This is a genomic window from Lentilactobacillus sunkii DSM 19904 (genome assembly GCF_001435575.1).
GTDB lineage: Bacteria > Bacillota > Bacilli > Lactobacillales > Lactobacillaceae > Lentilactobacillus > Lentilactobacillus sunkii.
The window spans coordinates 25,539-46,616 of record NZ_AZEA01000014.1; the positions used below are offsets into that span (position 1 = coordinate 25,539).

Here is a 21,078-nt window from a genome sequence, read left to right on the forward strand (position 1 = left end):
ATTATGCTCTTGGATGAAATTTATTATAGACTTCCGTTAAATGTTTGTGAGAAATGTGCGTGTAAATTTGGGTTGTGGAGATGTCTGAATGGCCCAACAATTCTTGGACAATTCTCAAATCAGCCCCATTTTCCAATAGATGAGTGGCAAATGAATGTCGCAGCGTATGCGGTGTCACATGACGCTTGATCCCAGCCTGATTGACATATTTCTTAATCATCTGCCAAATTGCTTGACGCGTCAACTGACGTCCATGAGCATTCAAAAACAAGTATTCAGTATTGGACTTTCCATCAAGCAACTGAACCCGCGTCGTCTTCATGTATTGATTCAGCCAATCAACAGCCACGTCACTAATTGGAATAATCCGTTCTTTATCGCCTTTCCCAATTGTCTGCAGAAGATTCATGGGTAGATGAAGATCTCCCAGCTTTAAGTTGACCAGTTCACTGACCCGCAAGCCGGTTGCATACAAGGTTTCCAAAATTGCCCGGTCACGAACACCTAATTTTTTGCTTGTATCAGGCACTGCCAAGAGCTTATTAACCTCGGCAATTGTCAAAACATCAGGAAGTGTCTGGGCTTTTTTCGGCGAGTCAACCTTAATCATCGGATCGTCTTTGATGACGTGAAACTGAACCAGATATTGAAAAAATCTTCTCAGGGTGGAAACAGCTCGGATAATGGTGTTGGGTGCTTTATGCTGCTTTTGTAAGCTCTCAAGAAAATTGAGAATCACAAACTGGTCAACCTTGGTGATACTGCCGGCATGTTTATCAAAAAAAGCACCGGCTTCGTCCAAATCCTGCCGATAGCTTTTAATCGTATTGTCCGAAAGTCCACGTTCAACTCTCAAATAATGAAGGTAATCCTCAATCTGTTCGTGCATCTTAAGACCCTACTTTTTTAACGAAATATGACCGTCTTCTTGAATGATCAGATTTTCTTTTAACAAATGCCCTAAAGCACGCTTAAACGCACCCTTGGAGATTCCAAAGTATTCTTTAATGGAATCCGGTGTGCTCTTGTCACTAAAATCAAGCTGTTTGTCATCGGTATGTTCAATAGCGGCAAGAATCATTTGGGCATCTTCGCCAATTTCCTGGTAAGCACGGGGCTTCGTAGAAATATTGACACTTCCGTCACGAAGCATTCCAATGACCCGGGCATCTACTTGCTGACCAAGACGAGGCTCCATTAACCGCTCATCTGGATGTAAAAATGCCAAGTTATAATCTTCAGTCAACAACCTGGTACCGGAAATCTTTAATCGATATGCCCGAGCTTTTAGATTTTTATTTTGTAGATCATCTTTAGCCGGCTTGGCGATTGCGGCAAAAATTTCTTCATCTGCTAAATGGCCCCAAATTCGATTTTTATTATCGACAGTCAGATCAATCAGCAATTTATCACCATCTTGCGGCCATAGTGAGCGGACGGTTGGCAGTTCATCAATTGAGACAACAACGTCTTTATTGGGGAGGCCAATATCAACAAAAACCCCGAGACCAAACTTTTCCTTAACAACCGTTGCGAAGCCATAATGTTCGCGACGAATGTCCGGAATGTTTCTTGTGATCTGCATTTTATGCTGTTCATTTTCGTAAGTGAAGCCGGTGAAGCTGGCACCAATCTTCAACGGTTTTTTAACTTCGGTTTTATCCAGAAGAAAAGTTTCTCCTTCAATCTGAACATAGTAGTCTTTGTCATTTTCATCGATAACCTTCCCGGTTACCACTTGTGCAATTATATTATTCATGCTTATCTCCGATCTAATCCATCTTGTTCTCATTTTACACGTTTTCAACTAAAATTTCGACCGCCAGAGCACGTTTTGAATAAGTACAGGCCTTAACATAAGAAACAGGTCCGAACGGATTAACCGCCCGGACCTGTCATTATTAATCGTGACTACTCACGAGTTAAATTTAGATTGATGATGAGGCACCGTGATAAATTACACCACGATGTGAATCAACAGTGATTAATTCACCGTCAGAAATCTTGCTGGTAGCATCAGCAGCACCAACAACAACTGGGATACCCATTGAGATACCAACAACAGCTGCGTGTGAAGTCAAGCCGCCAGTTTCAACAACAACGGCACTAGCCTTTTCGATAGCTGGCAGATATTCTTTGTCAGTTGACTTAGTTACAAGGATGCTTCCTTCAGTAACTTTGCTCTTGGCATCAGCAGCGTTCTTAGCAACAACAGCCTTACCAATAACAGTCTTGTCACCAACTCCTTGGCCTTGAACCAACTTTGAGCCGATCAATTGAACTCTCATCAAGTTAGTTGTACCACTTTCACCAACTGGAACACCGGCAGTAACGATAATTAAATCGCCTTCCTTAGCTAAACCAGTTTCGAGAGCTTTCTTTGAAGCTAATTCAAAGATTTCATCAGTGCTCTTAACTTCGTCAACTAAGATTGGGTGAACACCCCAGTTAACCATCAAACCACGACGAGTACGTTCGTCAAATGTGATGGCAAGGATATCAGCATCTGGATGATACTTGGAGATCATCTTAGCGGTGTAGCCGGAACTAGTAGCTGCAACGATGCAGTGGATACCCAATTCTTTAGCAACACGAGCAACTGAATCACCAATTGATTCAGTGACATCGCTTGAATCGAATTCTGGACGTGGCGTACCAAATTCACTAAATGCATTTTCAGCCTTAACGTCGATACGAGCCATTGTTTGTACTGATTGTACAGGATAATCACCGTTAGCACTTTCACCTGAAAGCATGGTTGCATCAGTACCATCAAAGACGGCATTGGCAACATCAGAAGCTTCGGCACGTGTAGGACGTGGGTTTTCCTGCATTGAATCAAGCATTTGGGTAGCAGTGATAACAGGCTTGCCAAGTTGGTTACATTTCTTGATCAAAGTCTTTTGTACCAAAGGAACATTTTCTGCTGGAATTTCAACACCCATGTCACCACGAGCAACCATCAAACCATCAGAAACTTTGATGATATCGTCAAAGTTGTTGATACCTTCCTGTGATTCAATCTTAGGGAAGATTTGAACATGTTCCATGTGCTTTTCTTCAAGCAATTCACGGATGTCCAAAACATCTTGGGCTTTACGAACGAATGATGCTGAAATGAAGTCAATATCATTGTCCAAACCGAAACGAATATCATCTGAATCTTTTTCAGTGATACCAGGCAGGTTGATTGAAACACCAGGTGCGTTAACACCTTTACGTGAACCAAGAACACTGTCATTTTGAACAGTTACGACTAATTCTTTTTTAGCATCGTCTTTTTTAGTTACAACAGTGTCCAACAAACCATCATCAAAAAGAACATGGCCGCCTTCATGAACATCGTCAAAAAGTCCTGGATAAGTAACAGCAATCTTATCTTTAACACCTTCAAGATTTGCATCCATTGAAATACGGAATACATCGCCAGTGTGATATTCGATCTTACCGTCTTTTTGGACAGTGGTACGAATTTCGGCACCTTTGGTATCGAGCATAATTCCAACAGTCTTGCCAGTCTTCTTTTCAGCTTCGTGAACCTTGTTCATACGATCAAGATGTTCAGGGTGGTCACCATGTGAAAAGTTAAATCGGAAAACATTAGCTCCAGCTTCAATCAACTTAGTAATTGTTTCGACATCAGTACTTGCTGGGCCTAATGTACTTACGATCTTAGTTTTCTTCATAAGTAAAATCTCTCCTTCGGTTTTTGGGCACTCAACACGCTATTAAAAGTGTTAAAAAACACTTGAAATAATGTATCGGTATCCTTTTAGATTTCAATCGTATTTTATCACTTTTTACGCAGGTTGTCGCCCACCTTTTGGGGACTCATAGACATTTCAGAATAAGGCCACAATCCAAAAGTTAGGCATACCGCAAATGTAAGCCTTTACTTAATGAACAACCGGCTTGAAAAAAATTAACAAAATTATTACTTATAAACCACATTATTCCTGCCAAAGATTGTGATTAAATGTTCTTTAAGAACATCACTCTGATTCAGCCACAACTTTTTGTCCAACTGCCACGTTTTTTTGGTTTGCATTTCATAGACAATAACTGGGACTTTTCCCGGAAATTGGTGGCTTAAATCATCAAGCTTGTGAAACATTGTATTTTTATTATGTTCGTTATCAATCCGCAAATACCATTTCTGGGATGCTTGGTTTCGTTTAAGATTTGTCAGCGCGTTATCGGCAGGTTCAATCTCATTGGCAACAATTTGAATGTTATTGGTCTTTTCAACGTTCCCCTTAATTAAAATGACCAGATCTTTGTGAAGCCACGATTGAGTTTTGGCGAATAGATTAGGAAAAATTGTCACTGAGGTCTGACCGACTTGATCATTTCCATCCAGGAAAGCCATTTGCTTACCCGTTTTCGTGCGAATAATTTTGACCTTGGTAATGTATAGAATCAAATAAATATTCTTCATGCCTTCAGCAATGGTGCTGGTGGTTTCCGCATCCAACCGTTTAATCAACGGCGCAAACCGCTCGGTTGGATGGCCAGATAAGTATGCCCCAAGATATTCATTTTCTTTCTCAAGTCGTTCCATGAGCGGCATTTCGGGCATCCTTGATATCTTTGGTTCCAAAGCTTTGAACAAACTCATGGAACTGCCGCTCAACTCAACTGAACTAATGAATTCAGGAGCTGCTGCAATCAATTCCGACCGGTTAAACGGGAATACATCTAAGGCTCCGGCATAAATCAAGGCATTAATCAGTTCAACCTTTCGGTACTTTGGTAACAATCTGCTCAAAAAATCCGGGAATGATTTAAATGAACCGCTTTTATCGCGTTCCGACAGCATATCAACTACCATATCGTGACGGACGCCCTTAATGGAATCAAGACCAAAGACGATTTTATTTTCTTGAAAAGTAAAACCGGCATCACTTGCATTAATATTTGGACCATCAACTTTGACACCCATTGACTTGGCATCCAACAAATACTTTTTGATTTTGACAGAATTGTTGTTGACAGAATTTAACAAGGCAACGTGAAATTCGCCTGGATAGTAGACTTTTAAATAAGCCAACTCATACGCCATCTTGCTATATGCAACCGCATGAGATTTGTTGAAACCATAGTTGGCAAATCGTTCAATATAATCAAAGACTTTATCGGCAATCTGCTCCGTGTATCCACGCTTTTTGGAACCACTCAAAAATTGCACTTTCATCTGTTCCATAACGGCAAGTTTTTTCTTACTCATGGCTCGTCGCAAAATATCGGCTTGCCCCAAAGAAAAGCCCGCCATTTTGGATGCAACCAGCATGACCTGCTCCTGATAGACAATCACGCCATAGGTTGGTTTGAGAATATCAGCCAAGGAATCATCCGGATAAGTCAGTGCTTCGTGGTTTGTCTTGCGCTTGACGACTTCATCGATATTCTGCATTGGCCCTGGACGATATAAAGCATTGACCAAGGCCACATCTTCAAAACGTTCCGGATGCAGGCGGCGTAAAACACTCCGAATGCCATTGGACTCAAACTGAAAGATGCCTGTGGTGTTTCCTTCGGCAAATAATTGAATCACTTTTAAATCGTTCAAAGGAACCGAAGAAATATCCAGTTGGCTGCCAGTGGTTAACTTAACCTGGTGCAATGCATCAGCCAGAATTGAGAGATTCCTTAACCCCAGAAAATCCATTTTCAAAAGTCCGACAGATTCAACATAATCCTTGGAATATTGAGTCATCAATAACCCCTCGTTGCCGTTTTGAAGCGGAACCAGATTCACTAATGGATTATCACTCAACACAATCCCCGCAGCATGGGTGGAATAATGGCGCGGCAAGCCTTCCAAGGTTCTCGCGGTCTCATACAACGCTTGATTAAGCGGACTATCAGCCACAAGATTTTTTAAAAGCTGGGAATTATCAAATGCATCTTTTAAAGTCACGTGAAATACGCTGGGGATTGCTTTACTCCACTGATCTTGTTGAGTGGTGTTCAAGCCAAATACTCTGCCGACGTCCCGAATCGATTGTTTGGCAGCCAAAGTTCCAAAGGTGATGATTTGAGCAACCCGTTTGTGACCATATTTTTGATGAACATATTGAATTACTTCATCACGCTTGTCATCTGGAATATCCAGGTCAATATCAGGCATCTGAACCCGCTCCGGATTCAAAAACCGTTCGAACAGCAGGTCGTATTTAATTGGGTCAACATCGGTAATTGTCAATACATAAGCGACCAGCGAACCGGCAGCCGATCCCCGACCAGGTCCGGTAATAATATGGGTTTGGTGAGAAAAATTAATCACATCCCAAACAATCAGAAAATAATTATCAAAGCCCATTGAATGAATAACCGACAATTCCCGATCAAGTCGCTGGCGATAAGGGGTGTCATCAGTAATGTGATTTTTGGCTAAACGCTCTGACAAGCCCTTCTCACAAAGCTGACGGAGATATTTTCCCGAATCCATCCCATCCGGTGTATTAAATTGAGGTAATTTGGGCTGCTGCTTTTTGATTTCAACATTACATTCAGCAACAATTTTTTCAACTTGGCTGAGTGAATCAGCCAGATGGATTCGCCGATATTCGTCTTCAATCTGTTCAGCAGGACGCAGCCAGTATGGCCCGACTTGTTTACTAAGCTGAGCAACGTTGGCAATTTTGGTGCCATCCGCAATATTTTTTAAAACCTGCATCGAGAAGTAATCGGTTGCGTTAATATAGTTGACCGGCGAGTCGGCAACCATTGCAACATGCTCATCGGCCGCAATTCTGCTCAGCACGTCGATCATGCTGTCTGATGAGTGATAATCCACACCAATTTTGAGAGCACCTTCATCAATTCCCAATAATTTGAACTGCTCTATCAAAGAAACTGCATCTTCAGAGCGACCCTGCAGCAAAAGATCGTTTAATTCTGCCAGAGGCGGCAAAATAACAACCAGATCACTCAGGTAATTCTGAAGCTGCGAAATGGACAGCTCACTCGACGTCATTTTTAAAGTCGATAGTTTTAAGAGGTTTGCATACCCCTGCTGATTCTTAGCTAAAAGAACCAGGTTATAATTCTTGTCGTTAAGCATTAATCCGGGCAATTGCAAGGTCAGGCCAATTAAAGGCTTAATGCCCGCACTTAAACAAGCATCATAGAAGTCGACCGATCCGTACATGACGTTTAAATCGGTCAGCGCTAATGCTTTGTATCCACGATTTTTCGCCTCGGAAATCAATTCCGAAATTCGAATTGGGCTTTGCAGCAGACTGAATGAACTGATAACTTGCAATGGAACATAACTCAAAGTATTGCCCTTCTTTCCATACTAAAATTATAACAAATTAATTGCCGGGACATTCAGAATTCAAAATTAAATAAATAATGATTTTTCATCAAATATATGCTAAAATGCTATTGATTGTGAGGTGGCGTTAGACATGAAACTTATCAGTTCAAATATTGTAGCTGTTTTATGGGCTTACATCTTTGGCGAAATTATCGGTTACATAGGTTCCGCTCTTGAAGTACGTACATGGGATCCTTCCCAAGTTGGGATTGCTGCCGCTATTACCGCATTTATTGCCGTGAACGGTATTTATCTGATTACCAAGGATTCTGCAGGTTCAAGTAAATCAAATGATTAATGGATTATGAAATATTAAAAGGCTATGGCAATTCTGCCATAGCCTTTTTGTTGTCTAAAACATTATTGATGGACTTCAAAGAATTTAAGCAGCCGGTCAAAAACGACCTGTCTGTTGGTTTCTTGAAGTACCTCATGTTTCATGTGGGGTTCTTTTATACTAATGACGTTTTTGTAGCCAATTTTGTGAAGCGTTGAAACCGTGTCCGCCAGGCCCTTGTCACCACCACTGAATTTGTCTTCGGCACCTACCAGGCTCATGATCGGCAGATTGGGATTGGAACAGTGAAAATGATGAATCTGTTTCAGCTCAAAGTCACCTTCCCACAACGTAACCAGACTTTTAACCGGATACTCGTCCATCATCAATGGATCATTGGTTACCTTACGAATGTTTTCCTGATTGTAACTTAACCAGGAATGATCCCCAGGGGTCAAACCGGAAATTTTGGACAAGAATGACCATTTAGCGTTCTCTGGGTATATTTTTAAAAAGGCTTTCCCAATCAACAATCCAACAGGCACAATTGGAATGTAATTTGCCGTCCCCGTCAACGCAACTGCGTTAATCTGGCTGTCGTGATTTTGAAGATACAAGCGGGCCAAAATCGACCCGAAGGAATGGCCGAATAAGGATACTTGGAGATCTGGGTACCTTTCCTTGATAAAATTAGTTATGAGCACCTGATCAGCCAATAACTGTGGAATACTGCGCATAATGCCATAAGGATCGTCTTTTGAAATTGAAGCGCCGTGGCCGCGATTATCAGAAACGACCGCAATATATCCGTGTTCGCTTAAGAATTGAGCAAACTCATAGTAGCGCTCCTTATGCTCCAACGCACCATGAATGATTTGAACAATCCCTATGGGCCGAGTAGTGGAAAATACAGCTACGGCTAATTTTGTCCGATTATTGGTAGGTATCATGTAAAAGCTTGGCACGCCATGTTCCTCCTATTTCAGAATCAATCCTGATTAAATCTGAGTATCAGCAGAAAGCTGTTCTGGGACAAAGGTTAATTTGTCACCATCTAAATTAATGTGAACCACACTATGCGGCTTGATTTCATCCGCAACGATCATTCGGGCCAAAGGTGTTTCAACAACGTTGGTGACGTATCGCTGAAGTGGTCGAGCGCCATATTGCGGTTCGTAACCATTATCGGCAATCCATCTCTTTGCCTCGTCTGAAATCGACAATTTGATATCTTGAGCCTTTGTTCGCTGTGACAGCTGATTGATCAGTTTTTGGACGATCTTTTCAATATCTGCTTTTGTCAAAGGTGTGAACGTAATGACATCATCAATTCTGTTTAAAAATTCCGGTTTGAATGAGGCTTTCAACAATCGATCAACCTGTTTTTGGGCATCTTCTGAAATAACGCCATTCTTATCAGTTCCTTCAAGTAGAATATCTGATCCCAAATTGGATGTCATAATCAAAATCGTGTTTTTAAAATCAATTGTCCGTCCCTGACTGTCAGTTAACCGGCCATCATCCAGTACCTGAAGTAAAATATTAAACACATCGGGATGGGCTTTTTCGATTTCATCAAACAGCACAATCGTATATGGATTTCGACGAACAGCTTCAGTTAGCTGGCCGCCTTCTTCGTAGCCAACGTAACCAGGTGCAGCACCAACCAAGCGAGACACCGACTCTTTTTCCATATACTCGGACATATCAATTCGAACCATATGATTTTCGGAATCAAATAAGTCTTCGGCCAGAGCCTTGGCCAATTCCGTTTTTCCGACACCGGTAGGCCCAAGGAACAGAAATGAACCCAATGGTCGACTAGGGTCCTGTAAGCCCGCACGCGACCTTATAACGGCATCTGAGACGGCTGTGACAGCTGCGTCTTGTCCGATCACCCGTTTATGAAGATTGTCGGCAAGGTGAAGCAGCTTTTTACGCTCGCCTTCAACTAATTTGGTGACCGGAATCCCAGTTTCACGACTGACAACTCCCGCAATTTCATTGGCAGTCACTGACTCACTGACCAGCCAATCTGAATGCTGATCGTTGTCTTCAAGCTTTTTCAAATCTGATTCCAATTGAGGAATTGTCCCGTGCTGGAGAACAGCAGCTTTGTTTAAATCATAGGTGTTTTCGGCCTGTTTCAAGTCATTCTTAGCCTGGTCAAGTTGTTTCTTCTTATCTGAAATTTTCTTGATGGCATCTTTTTCTTGAGACCAGCGCGCATTTAATTTGTTAACCTTTCCTTTGATGTTGGCCAGGTCTTCTTTAACTTCCTTGAGGCGCTTTTTGGAAGCTTCATCGGTTTCCTGCTTCAAGGCGGCTTCTTCGACTTCAAGCCTCATCATTTGGCGTTTCGACTGATCAAGCTCGGTTGGACTGGAGTTCATTTCAACTCTGATTTCGGCAGAAGCCTCATCAACCAAATCAATCGCCTTGTCTGGTAAATATCGGTCGGTAATATACCGGTCGGATAACTTGGCAGCGGCGACCAGCGCGTTGTCATGGATTCTGACACCATGATGAATTTCCAAACTTTCAGATAGTCCACGCAAAATAGTGACAGTGTCTTCAACGGATGGTTCATGAACCATAACCCGCTGGAATCGTCGTTCGAGGGCCTTATCTTTTTCCATGTACTTACGGTACTCATCAATGGTGGTGGCGCCAATCAAATGAAGCTCACCACGTGCCAACATTGGCTTGAGAATATTACCCGCATCCATGCTTCCTTCTGCCTTACCGGCACCAACAATATTGTGGATCTCGTCGATGAACATGATAATCTGACCTTCGGCTTTTTTAACTTCTTTCAGCACTGCCTGAAGCCGCTCCTCAAACTCACCACGGTATTTGGCACCGGCGATCAATGAGCCCATATCCAGTTGGAAGATTGTCTTGTTCTTGAGATTCTCGGGAACGTCATTTGAAGCAATTCGCATTGCCAAGCCTTCAACGACAGCGGTTTTACCAACACCGGGAGCCCCGATCAAAACCGGGTTGTTCTTGGTTTTCCTGGATAAAATCCGGATAACATCCAGAATTTCCTCATCGCGGCCGATAATTGGACCTAATTTATTGTCACGAGCAGCTTGAACCAAGTCTGTCCCGTACTTTTCAAGAGATTGATAACTGTCTTCTTGATTTTTGGTGGTTACTTTTTGGCCACCACGAATTTTCTCAACAACATTTCTGACCTTTTGCTCAGTGATGCCTTTGTTAGCCAAATAATCGGCAAATTTGTCGCCATGAAGCTGCATAACGGCAATGGTCAAGGTATCAACAGCAATAAAAGAATCACCAAATTCATTCTTAATCTGTTCAGCATTTTGGAGCAATTCATATAAGTTTGAAGACAGTGATTGACCATAATTGACGTTACTGCCTTCAACGGTTGCGATTTGATCGATTTCTGAATCAAGCTCGGAATTAACGTCATCCAAGTTCAGTCCTAATTGAGAATAAATTTCTCGGGCAAGTTCACCTGGCTGGACCAGAAATTTGAACAAATGGGCAACAGTGATGTTCTGCTGCTTGCGAGTCGTTGCAATTTGTTGTGCTTGAGAAATGGCTTGGGTCACTGCTTCAGTTAAATTATCGGGATTCATTAATTTATCACCTTATTCATGTATTTTTAAAAAGTTATTTCTAACAAAAAGGTTCGAAATAAAGATAAAACCTTTCATTCCAAACCATCTAAAGCTATACTATCAAATTTTGAATACCCTGAACAATAATTTGACCTTTTTTGACCTATTACTTTTCAGCGTATAATTTTGCAATTTCTAAAACAACATCGACTGCTTTTTCCATCGTTTGTTCAGAAACGTATTCAAAGCGTCCATGCATATTCTCACCACCGGCAAAAATGTTTGGCGTTGGTAAACCCATGTATGAAATCTTTGAACCATCCGTTCCACCACGAACTGGAAAAATGTGCGGCTTAACATCGACGTTCTTCATTGCCTGCTCGGCAATTTTGACCGGTGTCGGGTCCTTCTTAATAATTTCACCCATGTTATAGTACTGATCCTTGATGGTAACTTTAACCCGGTCTTCACCGAAATCACTGTTCATTTGGTTGGCAATGCCTTTGAACAAGCGTTTTCGAGCTTCGAACCGATCACGATCATGATCCCGGATAATATACCCCATCTCGGTATGATCAACGGTTCCCTGAAAATCGTATAAGTGGAAAAAGCCTTCTCGATCCTGGGTCTTTTCAGGACGGTCAAAATCCGGCAAAGCAGCGTGGAAATCCATTCCGACTTGAATGGCATTGACCATGATTCCTTTTGCTTCGGCAGGATGGACGTCAGTTCCTTTAATTGAAATTTTGGCATCGGCAGCATTGAAGGTTTCATAATTTAAATCACCAAGAGGACCCCCGTCAACTGTGTAGGCCACGTCAGCGCCAAAGTCTTTAACATCAAAATGATCAGCGCCTGTGCCAATCTCCTCATCAGGGCCAAAAGCAATCTTAATCTCACCATGTTTAATCTCGGGATGTGCCTGAAGATATTTAACGGCAGAAATAATTTCTGAAACCCCAGCCTTATCATCTGCGCCCAACAATGTTGAACCGTCAGTGGTGATTAAAGTCTGCCCCTGATACTTTGTCAGGCTTGGAAATACCTTGGGATCCAAAGTGTATTCACCCTTATCATCCAACTTAATGACAGAATGACCGTCATAATTTTCAACGATTTTAGGATTAATATTCTCTGAATTAAAATCAGCAGTATCAATGTGAGAGATAAAGCCAACCGCCGGGACTTTTTTATCAATGTTTGCCGGTAGGGTTGCAAATACATAAGCACTTTGATCATTGGTATGAACGTTCTCCAATCCCATTTCGTTTAAGAGATCTTGAAGACTGTTCAGAAACTTGGTTTCCCTGTCTGAGGACGGAATCGTCGTTGAATTTGGATCCGAGCGGGTATTAACCTTCACAAATTTTAAAAAGTTGGGAATCAGTTCAGTGTACTTTGCCATAATTATTTTCTCCTTAATTTCTACATAAATGTGAATGGATCGGTATTAACAGTGGATTGATAAACATCCAAGTCCCAGTTGTTTTCTTCGGCCCATTGCGTAAACATGGCTGCCAGCTTGGGAATGCAGATGCTTTCAATGTGATGGCCAGGGTCAATCACCGGCAGATTAGCTGCTAACATGTCATGGCCGGTATGGTAGTAAACATCCCCGGTAACATAGACATCCGCACCTTTCTGCTGAGCCAAATGGAAGAATTTGCCGCCATCACCACCCAAGACAGCAACGCGTGAAACGGGCTTGGTCAAATCTTTAGCGATCACCCGCAGTCCATCGACGGCAAAAACTTTCTTACAGTAGTTGGCAAATTCCTTAACGGTCATCGGACTGTCCAGATCACCAATTCTTCCCATTGTAAAATGATGCTTTTTATCTTCAAGCCGAATCAAATTATACAGTGGCTTTTCCAAGGGATGAACGTCTGCTAAAGTTCTCAATACATGATGCAGATTTTTCTCGGGAACTTCAAATTCCAATCGAGAATCTTCAATTTCGTTGGGTTCACCGGCAGCCCCCATTGTAGGATCGGCACCGGCTTTTGGTACATAATATACCGTGCCGTCAATTTCATAGGTATAACCACTGTACTGGTCGGCGCTTGCTTGGGCGCCAGCATCAACCAAAGACATTCTAACAGCTGTTGCATAAACTTTTGGCACCTGAACGGTTAAACGGAAAACCGACTCATCATAAGTCGGCACTAGCCCTGATAAATGACTTAACCCAAGGGCGTCGGCAAGCCAATCATTCATCCCATTATCAGCTGAGTCCAAATTAGTATGAGCTGCGTAGACCGTGATGTGGTTGGCAATAATCTTAGCGTACATCGCGTTCTGTGGGTCATCTAAATCCAGATTCCTAGCAGGATGAAACATCACAGGATGGTGGGCAAAAATAAAATCAACATTGTTTTCAACGGCTTGATCGACAACCTCTGGACGAACATCCAAAGTTGTCATCACTTTGTGCACATTGCTCTGTAATGATCCGATCTGTAAACCAACGGGATCTTTTTCCATTGCTAGCTTCTTTGGTGCGAACTGTTCAAAACGATCAACCAAATCTTTAACTTTCAACCTGTATCACCTCATTAATCGTATCTATTTCTTTTTGAATTGCAGCGATCTTGGCAGTATCTTGATGAACCGCCTGGCGCATACTTTGAATGACTTTTTGTAAAAGACGGATTTCTTCCTGCCACTTGGCAACGAAAACTGGTGACTTCTCTTGTAACAGAAACGGTCCGAATTTTAGTTCCAATTCTGTATACTTGATCGGCTGTTCTGCCTTTTTTGCAGTGACAATCTCATAAATATGGCCATCTTCTTCAAGAATCTGTTCGGCAAATATTTTGTAGCGGTTTGCCATCAACCATTTTCTCACAGTTGGCTCGCCCACATTGGGTTGGAGAATCAGCTTCTCTTTACCAGACAATTTAGCTTTACCATCTTCGAGAATGTGAGTGATTAGATTTCCTCCCATTCCAGCAATGGTAATGGCATTGACGTCATCACCGGGTTCAATGGCAGCTAATCCGTCCGCCAATCTTGGATGAAGGACTTCCAAAAGATTATCTTTTTTAATTTCAGAAATGGCATTTGAAAGTGGGCCTTTGGCAACCTCTCCCACCACGCCATATTCAATGATGTGATTCTTGGCCAAATGAATCGGTAGATAAGCGTGATCGGAACCGATGTCGGCCAGCCGGCTTCCCGGTTCAACATGGTCACTGACTGTCTGCAGTCGTTTTGATAAATGATTGCTATTCATAATAAGCTCCTAAGTTTGTATATAAATTCATTATAAATTATTAGAATGAAAAATAACAGATTTCACGGTGAGTTTCACTCATGAATCACCGTGAGCAACAAAAAAGAGGTTCGAACAACGAATGTTCCAACCTCTTTAAACGAAAAGTTAAAATTATATTGATTAATCCAAGAAATCTTTAAGCTGCTTGCTTCGTGAAGGATGACGCAGCTTTCTTAAAGCTTTGGCTTCAATCTGTCGAATTCGTTCGCGGGTGACACCAAAGACTTTTCCAACTTCTTCAAGAGTTCGGGTACGGCCATCATCAAGACCAAAACGTAAACGCAAAACGTTTTCCTCACGATCAGTCAATGTGTCCAATACGCTCTCAAGTTGCTCTTTCAGCAATTCGTACGCTGCATGATCAGCTGGTGAAGTAGCGTCTTGATCTTCAATGAAATCACCAAGGTGAGAATCGTCCTCTTCACCGATTGGGGTTTCAAGTGAAACCGGTTCTTGAGCAATCTTAAGGATTTCACGAACTTTTTCAGTGGGCATATCCATTTCAGCACCAATTTCTTCAGGCAGTGGCTCACGGCCAAGGTCTTGAAGTAATTGACGTTGAATTCGGATCAACTTGTTGATTGTTTCAACCATGTGGACTGGAATTCGAATTGTTCGAGCCTGGTCAGCAATGGCACGAGTAATCGCCTGTCGAATCCACCAAGTTGCATAAGTGGAAAATTTGAAACCTTTGCGGTAATCAAATTTCTCAACGGCCTTCATCAAGCCCATATTACCTTCTTGAATCAAATCAAGAAATTGCATCCCACGGCCGACATAACGCTTGGCAATTGAAACAACCAGTCGTAAGTTGGCTTCAGCAAGTTCCTGCTTAGCTTCCTCATCACCGGCTTCAATTCGTTTAGCCAATGAAATTTCCTGGTCGGCACTCAACAGAGATACACGACCGATTTCCTTCAAGTACATCCGAACCGGGTCATTGATTTTAACCCCAGTTGGGGCTGAAACGTCTGAAAGTTCCTTCTTAGTCACTTTCTTGGCAGCACCAATTGCCCGTGGATCCGGATCACCTTTTTCATCGACAACACTGATTCCAGAATCCTCAATGCTTTCCAACAAGTTCTCCATGTCCTTTTCACTCAAGGAATATGGTTTTTGAATTTTCTTTTCCAATTCATCATAAGTGATGTGACCAATTGGCTTATTCGTTTTTACAATTGCATCAAATTCTTTTTTGTAAGGCTTGTCGGCCTTCTTGGAAGCCTTGGTCGTTTTTGCCTTGGTTGATTTGGCTTTGGTTGACTTAGCCTTAGCGGCAGTTGTCTTTTTGGCTGCGGTCTTCTTTGCTGTAGTCGTCTTTGCTTCTGTTACCTTATCTGTTTTTTTGTTAGCCATCAAAAAGCCTCCTGGAGTTATACTTGTTGTTTCATTCTCTTCTGTTGTTCAAGCTTAACAATCTCAATTGTCAATGTTCGCTGTTTGTCAACATCACCAATCTTGACAGCCTGCTTAAGCTCTGCTCGTTTCTTCTTTAATTTTTCTTCGACAGGTGCTCGGTGCATCAAAATGTTTAAATAACTGTTAATTTCATCATCTGTCGGATTGTCCGGCAGTTCAAGCATATCAATGTTGATTAATAAACTTTGCAGGGAGTCCTCGGAAATCAAATTACTAAATGTCGCGACGTTATACTCATCAAACTTGGTAAAATAACCTTCAGCTAGAAGGTACAACATTTGATACTGCTCATCAACAAATGAGAATCCTGAAACATTACTTACCTTTAACCATACATCATGGTAATGCAGCATTCGATTCATCAACTGCATCTCGGCTTTCTCAATCAACGAGAAATGCTTAGGCTGCTTCACGACCTGAACCTGTTTATGATAAACGTGCTGCTGTTCAGGTACCCGGGTGGACTGGGTGATCAGTGGCGCCAATTGCTGTTGAAGCAATTGCTTGTCCACTTCAAATTCATCAGCCAACCGATTAAGGTAAAGATCCCGGGAAATGCCGGAATCAACGTGACTAATCAGCTTTAAAGCTTCAGCAATGTAATGACTCTGATCCACTTCGGAATCAAGATTGTACTGTTTCTTGAGGAATCCTAATTCAAACTCAATTGGTGCCTGGGCATGGACAATCAACTGCTTAAAATCATCAGCACTTTTTTTACGGATAAATTCATCTGGATCCATCCCATCCGGCACCGAAATAATCTTCATCTCAATACTGCTTTTCTGCTCGTTAAACGCATCAATTGCGCGTTTAATCGCTTTTTGCCCTGGTGTATCACCATCATAGGAAATGACGACTTCATGTGTTATTCGCTTGATATCATAAATCTGCTGTTCAGTCAGACTTGTTCCCATGGAAGCAATTCCCGACTTAATTCCTGCTTGATATGCAGTGATAACATCCATGAACCCCTCAAATAAGATTGCGGGTTCTTTGCTGCGAATATTTGGCCGGGCAAGATCAAGATTGAACAGTACTTTGCGTTTGTTAAAAATCTCAGTTTCTGGACTGTTAAGATATTTCGGCATGTCTGAATCAGTCGTCAACAACCGCCCGGAAAAGGCAATAGTTTGTCCTGATCCATTACGAATTGGATACATCACCCGATCCACAAATCGGTCCCGCAAATTACCATCCTGATCTTCTGAAAACAAACCAGACTTGCGAAGTAATTGAAAGTCAACCTTCCGTTCGTCAAAAAACGGCTTTAGCAAACGTTGCCCAGGAGCATAACCCAACTGATAAATCGCAATTGTGTCATCACTAACCCCCCGCTTATGGAGATAATCCAAAGCCGGCTGCCCCATTTTGGTATTAGTCAAAATGTGGTTGTACAACTTGACGCTTTGCTCATGAAGGTCGATGAGCTGCTTTTGCTGAGAGTTTTCTGCAGTTTCTTGGGAATTGGCATTTCCTTGAAAATACTTATCATCAACGGAAATGTTTTCCATCTCAGCAACTTTTTTAACGGCTTCAGGAAACGAAATATTTTGAAGCTCCATCAAGAATTTAAAGACATTCCCGCCTCTTCCACAACTGAAACAGTGGAATATTTGTTTATCCTCTGATACTGAAAAAGATGGGGTCCGCTCCTCATGAAACGGACAAAGGCCAAATAAATTCTTTCCGGATTGTTTTAATTGAACAAACTGGGAAACAACGTCAACAATGTTAACCTGTGACCTGATTTCTTCAATCACATCTTCTGGGATCTTCACCATTACTTCGCCTCCCATCTTTTAAACTGTGTTAATACCTGTAAAAAGCCGCACCAAAAGTGCGACTTGTTTTACTGGCGATACGTATTTAAATAATAGCATAAAAGTCGAGTTTGCACAAACATTGACACTTGAACAATTACCCTTTGACAACCAGCTTATCCAGATCACCAAGATACATAATCATGTTGGCAATGATCGTCAATTGACGCAAATGATTATTCTTCAATTGATCGTCTTTAGCCATCACCATTGTTGCATCGAAGTAGTCATTGATGGCGTCCTTTAATTGTGACAATCGATCAAAATCAGTCTCGGCACTTTGACTGGTGTAATCTTTTGAAGCAGATGATACGGCATCATACAAGGCTTTTTCAGAATCATTTTCAAACAGCGATGCGTCGACACGCAGATCATCATCCTTGAATGAACCCTTCTTTGAAATACGTTGCACACGGGTCAAGGATTCGATGATGTCCTTAAAATCGGTATCGTCCTTATGATCCTGTAATGTCTTGGCACTGGCGATGTTGAACAAAATATTGGTGTGTGATCCTGAAGTGACTGCGTCGGCAATATCATATCGAACCCCAAGATCGTCCAAATATTGTTTGATCCGGTCTTTTGTGAAGGCACTGACCGCTGAGACCTGACTCTTCATATCAAGCTTTGGCGCAACCTTTGCCTGGTCTTCCAAGTCAATCAGCTTATCGAGGGTGTCGTCCAGATCAAAATTGAGTTGTCTTTCGGCAACAATTCGAACAATCCCGGTAGCTTGACGACGCAATGCGTATGGATCGTTGGAACCACTTGGAATCATACCGGCGGCAAAGAATGTCAGGATACTGTCAAGCTTGTCGGCAATCGCTAAAATTGAGCCAACGTCAGTCTTTGGCAGCTCACCATTAGCAGAAATCGGCATATAATGTTCAGATATTGCTGTGGCAACTGCCTGGTCTTCGCCTTTAAGCAAGGCATATTTGTTCCCCATCACGCCTTGGAGCTCAGCAAATTCACCGACCATCCCAGTTACCAAATCAAATTTGTAAATTGAAGCAGCTCGATCCAGATCTTTAAGCTGTTGTTCGGATAATCCGGCAAGCTTGCCAAGATAACCGGCCATCACCTGAACCCGCTGCATCTTTTCATACATCGTTGAGATCTTATCGTGGAAGCTAACTTTCTTTAAGCGTTCTACATAATCGGCAATCGATTTCTTCTGATCTTCTTGATAGAAGAACATTGCGTCATCAAGGCGGGCAGTCAAAACTTTTTCGTTCCCAGCTACAACGTTTTGGATGTCGTAATCATTCCCGTTACGAACGGAGATGAAGTGAGGCAGCAATTTTCCTTCTTGATCCGTAACATAGAAAAATCGTTGATGGTCTTTCATGGAAGTGATCAATACTTCGTCTGGGATAGTCAGATACTTTTCATCAAAGTTGCCATAAAATGCGGTTGGCCATTCAACCAGATTATTGACCTCTTCAAGCAGGCCCGGGTCTAAATTAATCTTCCAATTATTGTCGGCGGCAATCTTGTTAATCTGCTTTGAGATTAATTCTTTTCGCTTGGCGGCATCAGCAATGACAAATTGTTCGGTTAATTTTTCTTCATATTCGTCAGCGTTGGTTAATTCAATGTCTTTACCCAGGAATCGGTGTCCAGAAGTAATTCTGTCAGTTTCAACATCCAGGATCTTGAATGGAATGACTTGATCATTCAGTAAGGCCACCAACCACTTGATTGGCCGAACGTATTCAAATGAGTAGGTTCCCCATTTCATCATGGTTGGGAAAGTCATTGCCGTAATAACGTCCTTCATGCCAGTCAAGATTTCTTTGAGTGGCTTTCCAGCAATGTGCTTTTCAACAAAAACATATTCGGTCCCCTTAACATCTTTGAATGTGATGTCGTCCGGAGTGGCTCCCTGGCCACGAGAGAATCCAATTGCAGCTTTGGTCCAGTTGCCGTCTGAATCTTTGGCAATTTTCTTGGCAGGCCCCTTTACAGACTTGTCAATATCAGGCTGTTTATCGGCTAAGCCGGTGATGTATAAAGCTAAACGACGTGGAGTACTGAAGGTTTTAATATTGGCAAATGAAATTCGCTGATCTTTCAAGAAATCGCTTGCCCGCTTTTTAAGTTGGTTGATACTTGGCGTTACAACGTGAGCAGGAATTTCTTCCAAACCGATCTCTAATAGAAAATTGTTAGCCATTATTTCTTCTCCTCCTTGTCGTCCTTTAATAATTCTTGGCGTTTCTTTTCGTCTTTGATTAATGGGAATCCTAATCGCTTCCGGGCTTCCACAAATTCTTTGGCAACCGAACGGGCTAAATTCCGGATTCTGGACAGGTAACCGGCACGTTCAGTAACTGAAACCGCCCCTCTTGCATCCAACAAGTTGAAAGTGTGACTGCATTTAAGGATGTAATCATAGGCTGGATGAACCAAATCTTGAGCTAAAAGACGTTTAGCTTCACGTTCATAATCGTTAAACAAGTTCAAAAGCATTTCCTGATCAGAAACTTCAAAACTATATTTTGAATGTTCATATTCAGGTTCTTTAAAGATGTCGCCGTACTTCACATCGTCTGACCAATTAAGATCAAAGACAGAGTTGACATCTTGAACATATGAAGACAAGCGTTCCAACCCATAGGTAATTTCAGATGCAACGGGATCCATTTCAAGACCACCGACGATTTGGAAGTAAGTGAACTGGGTAATTTCCATTCCGTCCAGCCATACTTCCCAACCAACACCGGCACAACCCATTGATGGGTTTTCCCAGTTATCTTCAACAAATCGGATATCGTGTTCCAAAGGATTAATTCCAAGTTCTTTTAAACTGTTTAAATATAAATCTTGAATATTTTCAGGTGAAGGTTTCATGATCACTTGGAACTGGTGATGTTGGTACAACCGGTTGGGATTTTCACCATATCGGCCATCAGCCGGACGTCGCGAAGGCTCAACGTATGCAGCATTCCAAGGTTCAGGTCCGATCGCTCTTAAGAAAGTATAGGGGCTCATTGTGCCGGCACCCTTCTCAGTATCATAAGCCTGCATTAACATACATCCCTGAGCTGCCCAGTATTTCTGCAGCCGCAGGATAATTTCTTGAAGTGATAACTTTTCAGTCATAAAAATTTCCTCCTAAATAGTAAAAAGCATGAAAAAAGTCCCTATGTTCAACGACTTATAGACTAAGCCACTCAACATAGGGACGATGAAATCGCGGTTCCACCCTACTTCTGGTATTACTACCAGCACTTAATTGTTCAACTCGAAAAGTGCCATTTGTTTAATCGATTTTGACCGGCTCACACTATCCCGACCTCGTTTAAAAAATCCGTTAAACAATCTCTTTTATCATCGTTGAATTATTTATTTCAAAAATA

General features: G+C 42.0%; 14 protein-coding genes. 1 reads left to right on the forward strand and 13 read right to left on the reverse strand.

Annotated elements, in window-relative coordinates:
• Position 1 precedes the first annotated feature (1 nt).
• The 4 genes from xerD to dnaE form a co-directional block, all read right to left on the reverse strand.
• Positions 2-889 (reverse strand): site-specific tyrosine recombinase XerD, encoded by an 888-nt coding sequence (xerD, locus tag FD17_RS08655; RefSeq protein WP_057825655.1) that lies wholly within the window; start codon positions 887-889, stop codon positions 2-4.
• Between the two features lie 9 nt (positions 890-898).
• Positions 899-1,759, reverse strand: a complete 861-nt coding sequence (locus FD17_RS08660; protein WP_057825657.1) for a CvfB family protein — start codon at positions 1,757-1,759, stop codon at positions 899-901.
• Between the two features lie 169 nt (positions 1,760-1,928).
• Positions 1,929-3,686, reverse strand: coding sequence for a pyruvate kinase (gene pyk / locus FD17_RS08665; protein WP_057825659.1), 1,758 nt, complete (start codon positions 3,684-3,686; stop codon positions 1,929-1,931).
• Positions 3,687-3,934: 248 nt separating this feature from the next.
• Positions 3,935-7,282: a DNA polymerase III subunit alpha gene (gene dnaE / locus FD17_RS08670; protein ID WP_057825661.1), complete on the reverse strand. Its 3,348-nt coding sequence runs from the start codon at positions 7,280-7,282 to the stop codon at positions 3,935-3,937.
• Positions 7,283-7,415: 133 nt separating this feature from the next.
• Between dnaE and FD17_RS08675 the strand changes: the two genes are divergently transcribed.
• On the forward strand, positions 7,416-7,622 hold the full coding sequence (locus tag FD17_RS08675) for a YjzD family protein (protein WP_057825663.1): 207 nt from the start codon (positions 7,416-7,418) through the stop codon (positions 7,620-7,622).
• Between the two features lie 62 nt (positions 7,623-7,684).
• On the opposite strand, the gene FD17_RS08680 is transcribed toward FD17_RS08675, so the two are convergent.
• The 9 genes from FD17_RS08680 to glyQ form a co-directional block, all read right to left on the reverse strand.
• Positions 7,685-8,551, reverse strand: a complete 867-nt coding sequence (locus tag FD17_RS08680) for an alpha/beta fold hydrolase (protein ID WP_057825702.1) — start codon at positions 8,549-8,551, stop codon at positions 7,685-7,687.
• 48 nt (positions 8,552-8,599) lie between these two features.
• Positions 8,600-11,212: an ATP-dependent chaperone ClpB gene (clpB, locus tag FD17_RS08685; protein WP_057825665.1), complete on the reverse strand. Its 2,613-nt coding sequence runs from the start codon at positions 11,210-11,212 to the stop codon at positions 8,600-8,602.
• Positions 11,213-11,360: 148 nt separating this feature from the next.
• Complete coding sequence (gene pepT, locus FD17_RS08690) at positions 11,361-12,599, reverse strand: peptidase T (RefSeq protein ID WP_057825667.1); 1,239 nt, start codon at positions 12,597-12,599, stop codon at positions 11,361-11,363.
• A gap of 20 nt (positions 12,600-12,619) precedes the next feature.
• Positions 12,620-13,735 (reverse strand): Nif3-like dinuclear metal center hexameric protein, encoded by a 1,116-nt coding sequence (locus FD17_RS08695; protein ID WP_057825669.1) that lies wholly within the window; start codon positions 13,733-13,735, stop codon positions 12,620-12,622.
• A complete protein-coding gene (locus tag FD17_RS08700) occupies positions 13,725-14,429 on the reverse strand; it encodes a tRNA (adenine(22)-N(1))-methyltransferase (protein ID WP_057825671.1) in 705 nt (234 codons plus the stop codon). Before FD17_RS08700 ends, FD17_RS08695 begins: the two co-directional genes overlap by 11 nt.
• 162 nt (positions 14,430-14,591) lie before the next feature.
• Positions 14,592-15,827, reverse strand: a complete 1,236-nt coding sequence (gene rpoD, locus FD17_RS08705; RefSeq protein WP_082617183.1) for an RNA polymerase sigma factor RpoD — start codon at positions 15,825-15,827, stop codon at positions 14,592-14,594.
• 17 nt (positions 15,828-15,844) lie between these two features.
• Positions 15,845-17,674 carry a DNA primase gene (gene dnaG, locus FD17_RS08710; RefSeq protein WP_057825673.1) on the reverse strand — a complete coding sequence of 610 codons (1,830 nt, stop codon included), beginning with the start codon at positions 17,672-17,674 and terminating at the stop codon, positions 15,845-15,847.
• A 136-nt stretch (positions 17,675-17,810) separates the two neighbouring features.
• On the reverse strand, positions 17,811-19,892 hold the full coding sequence (glyS, locus tag FD17_RS08715; RefSeq protein WP_057825675.1) for a glycine--tRNA ligase subunit beta: 2,082 nt from the start codon (positions 19,890-19,892) through the stop codon (positions 17,811-17,813).
• Positions 19,892-20,821, reverse strand: a complete 930-nt coding sequence (gene glyQ / locus FD17_RS08720) for a glycine--tRNA ligase subunit alpha (protein WP_057825677.1) — start codon at positions 20,819-20,821, stop codon at positions 19,892-19,894. Before glyQ ends, glyS begins: the two co-directional genes overlap by 1 nt.
• Positions 20,822-21,078 lie beyond the last annotated feature (257 nt).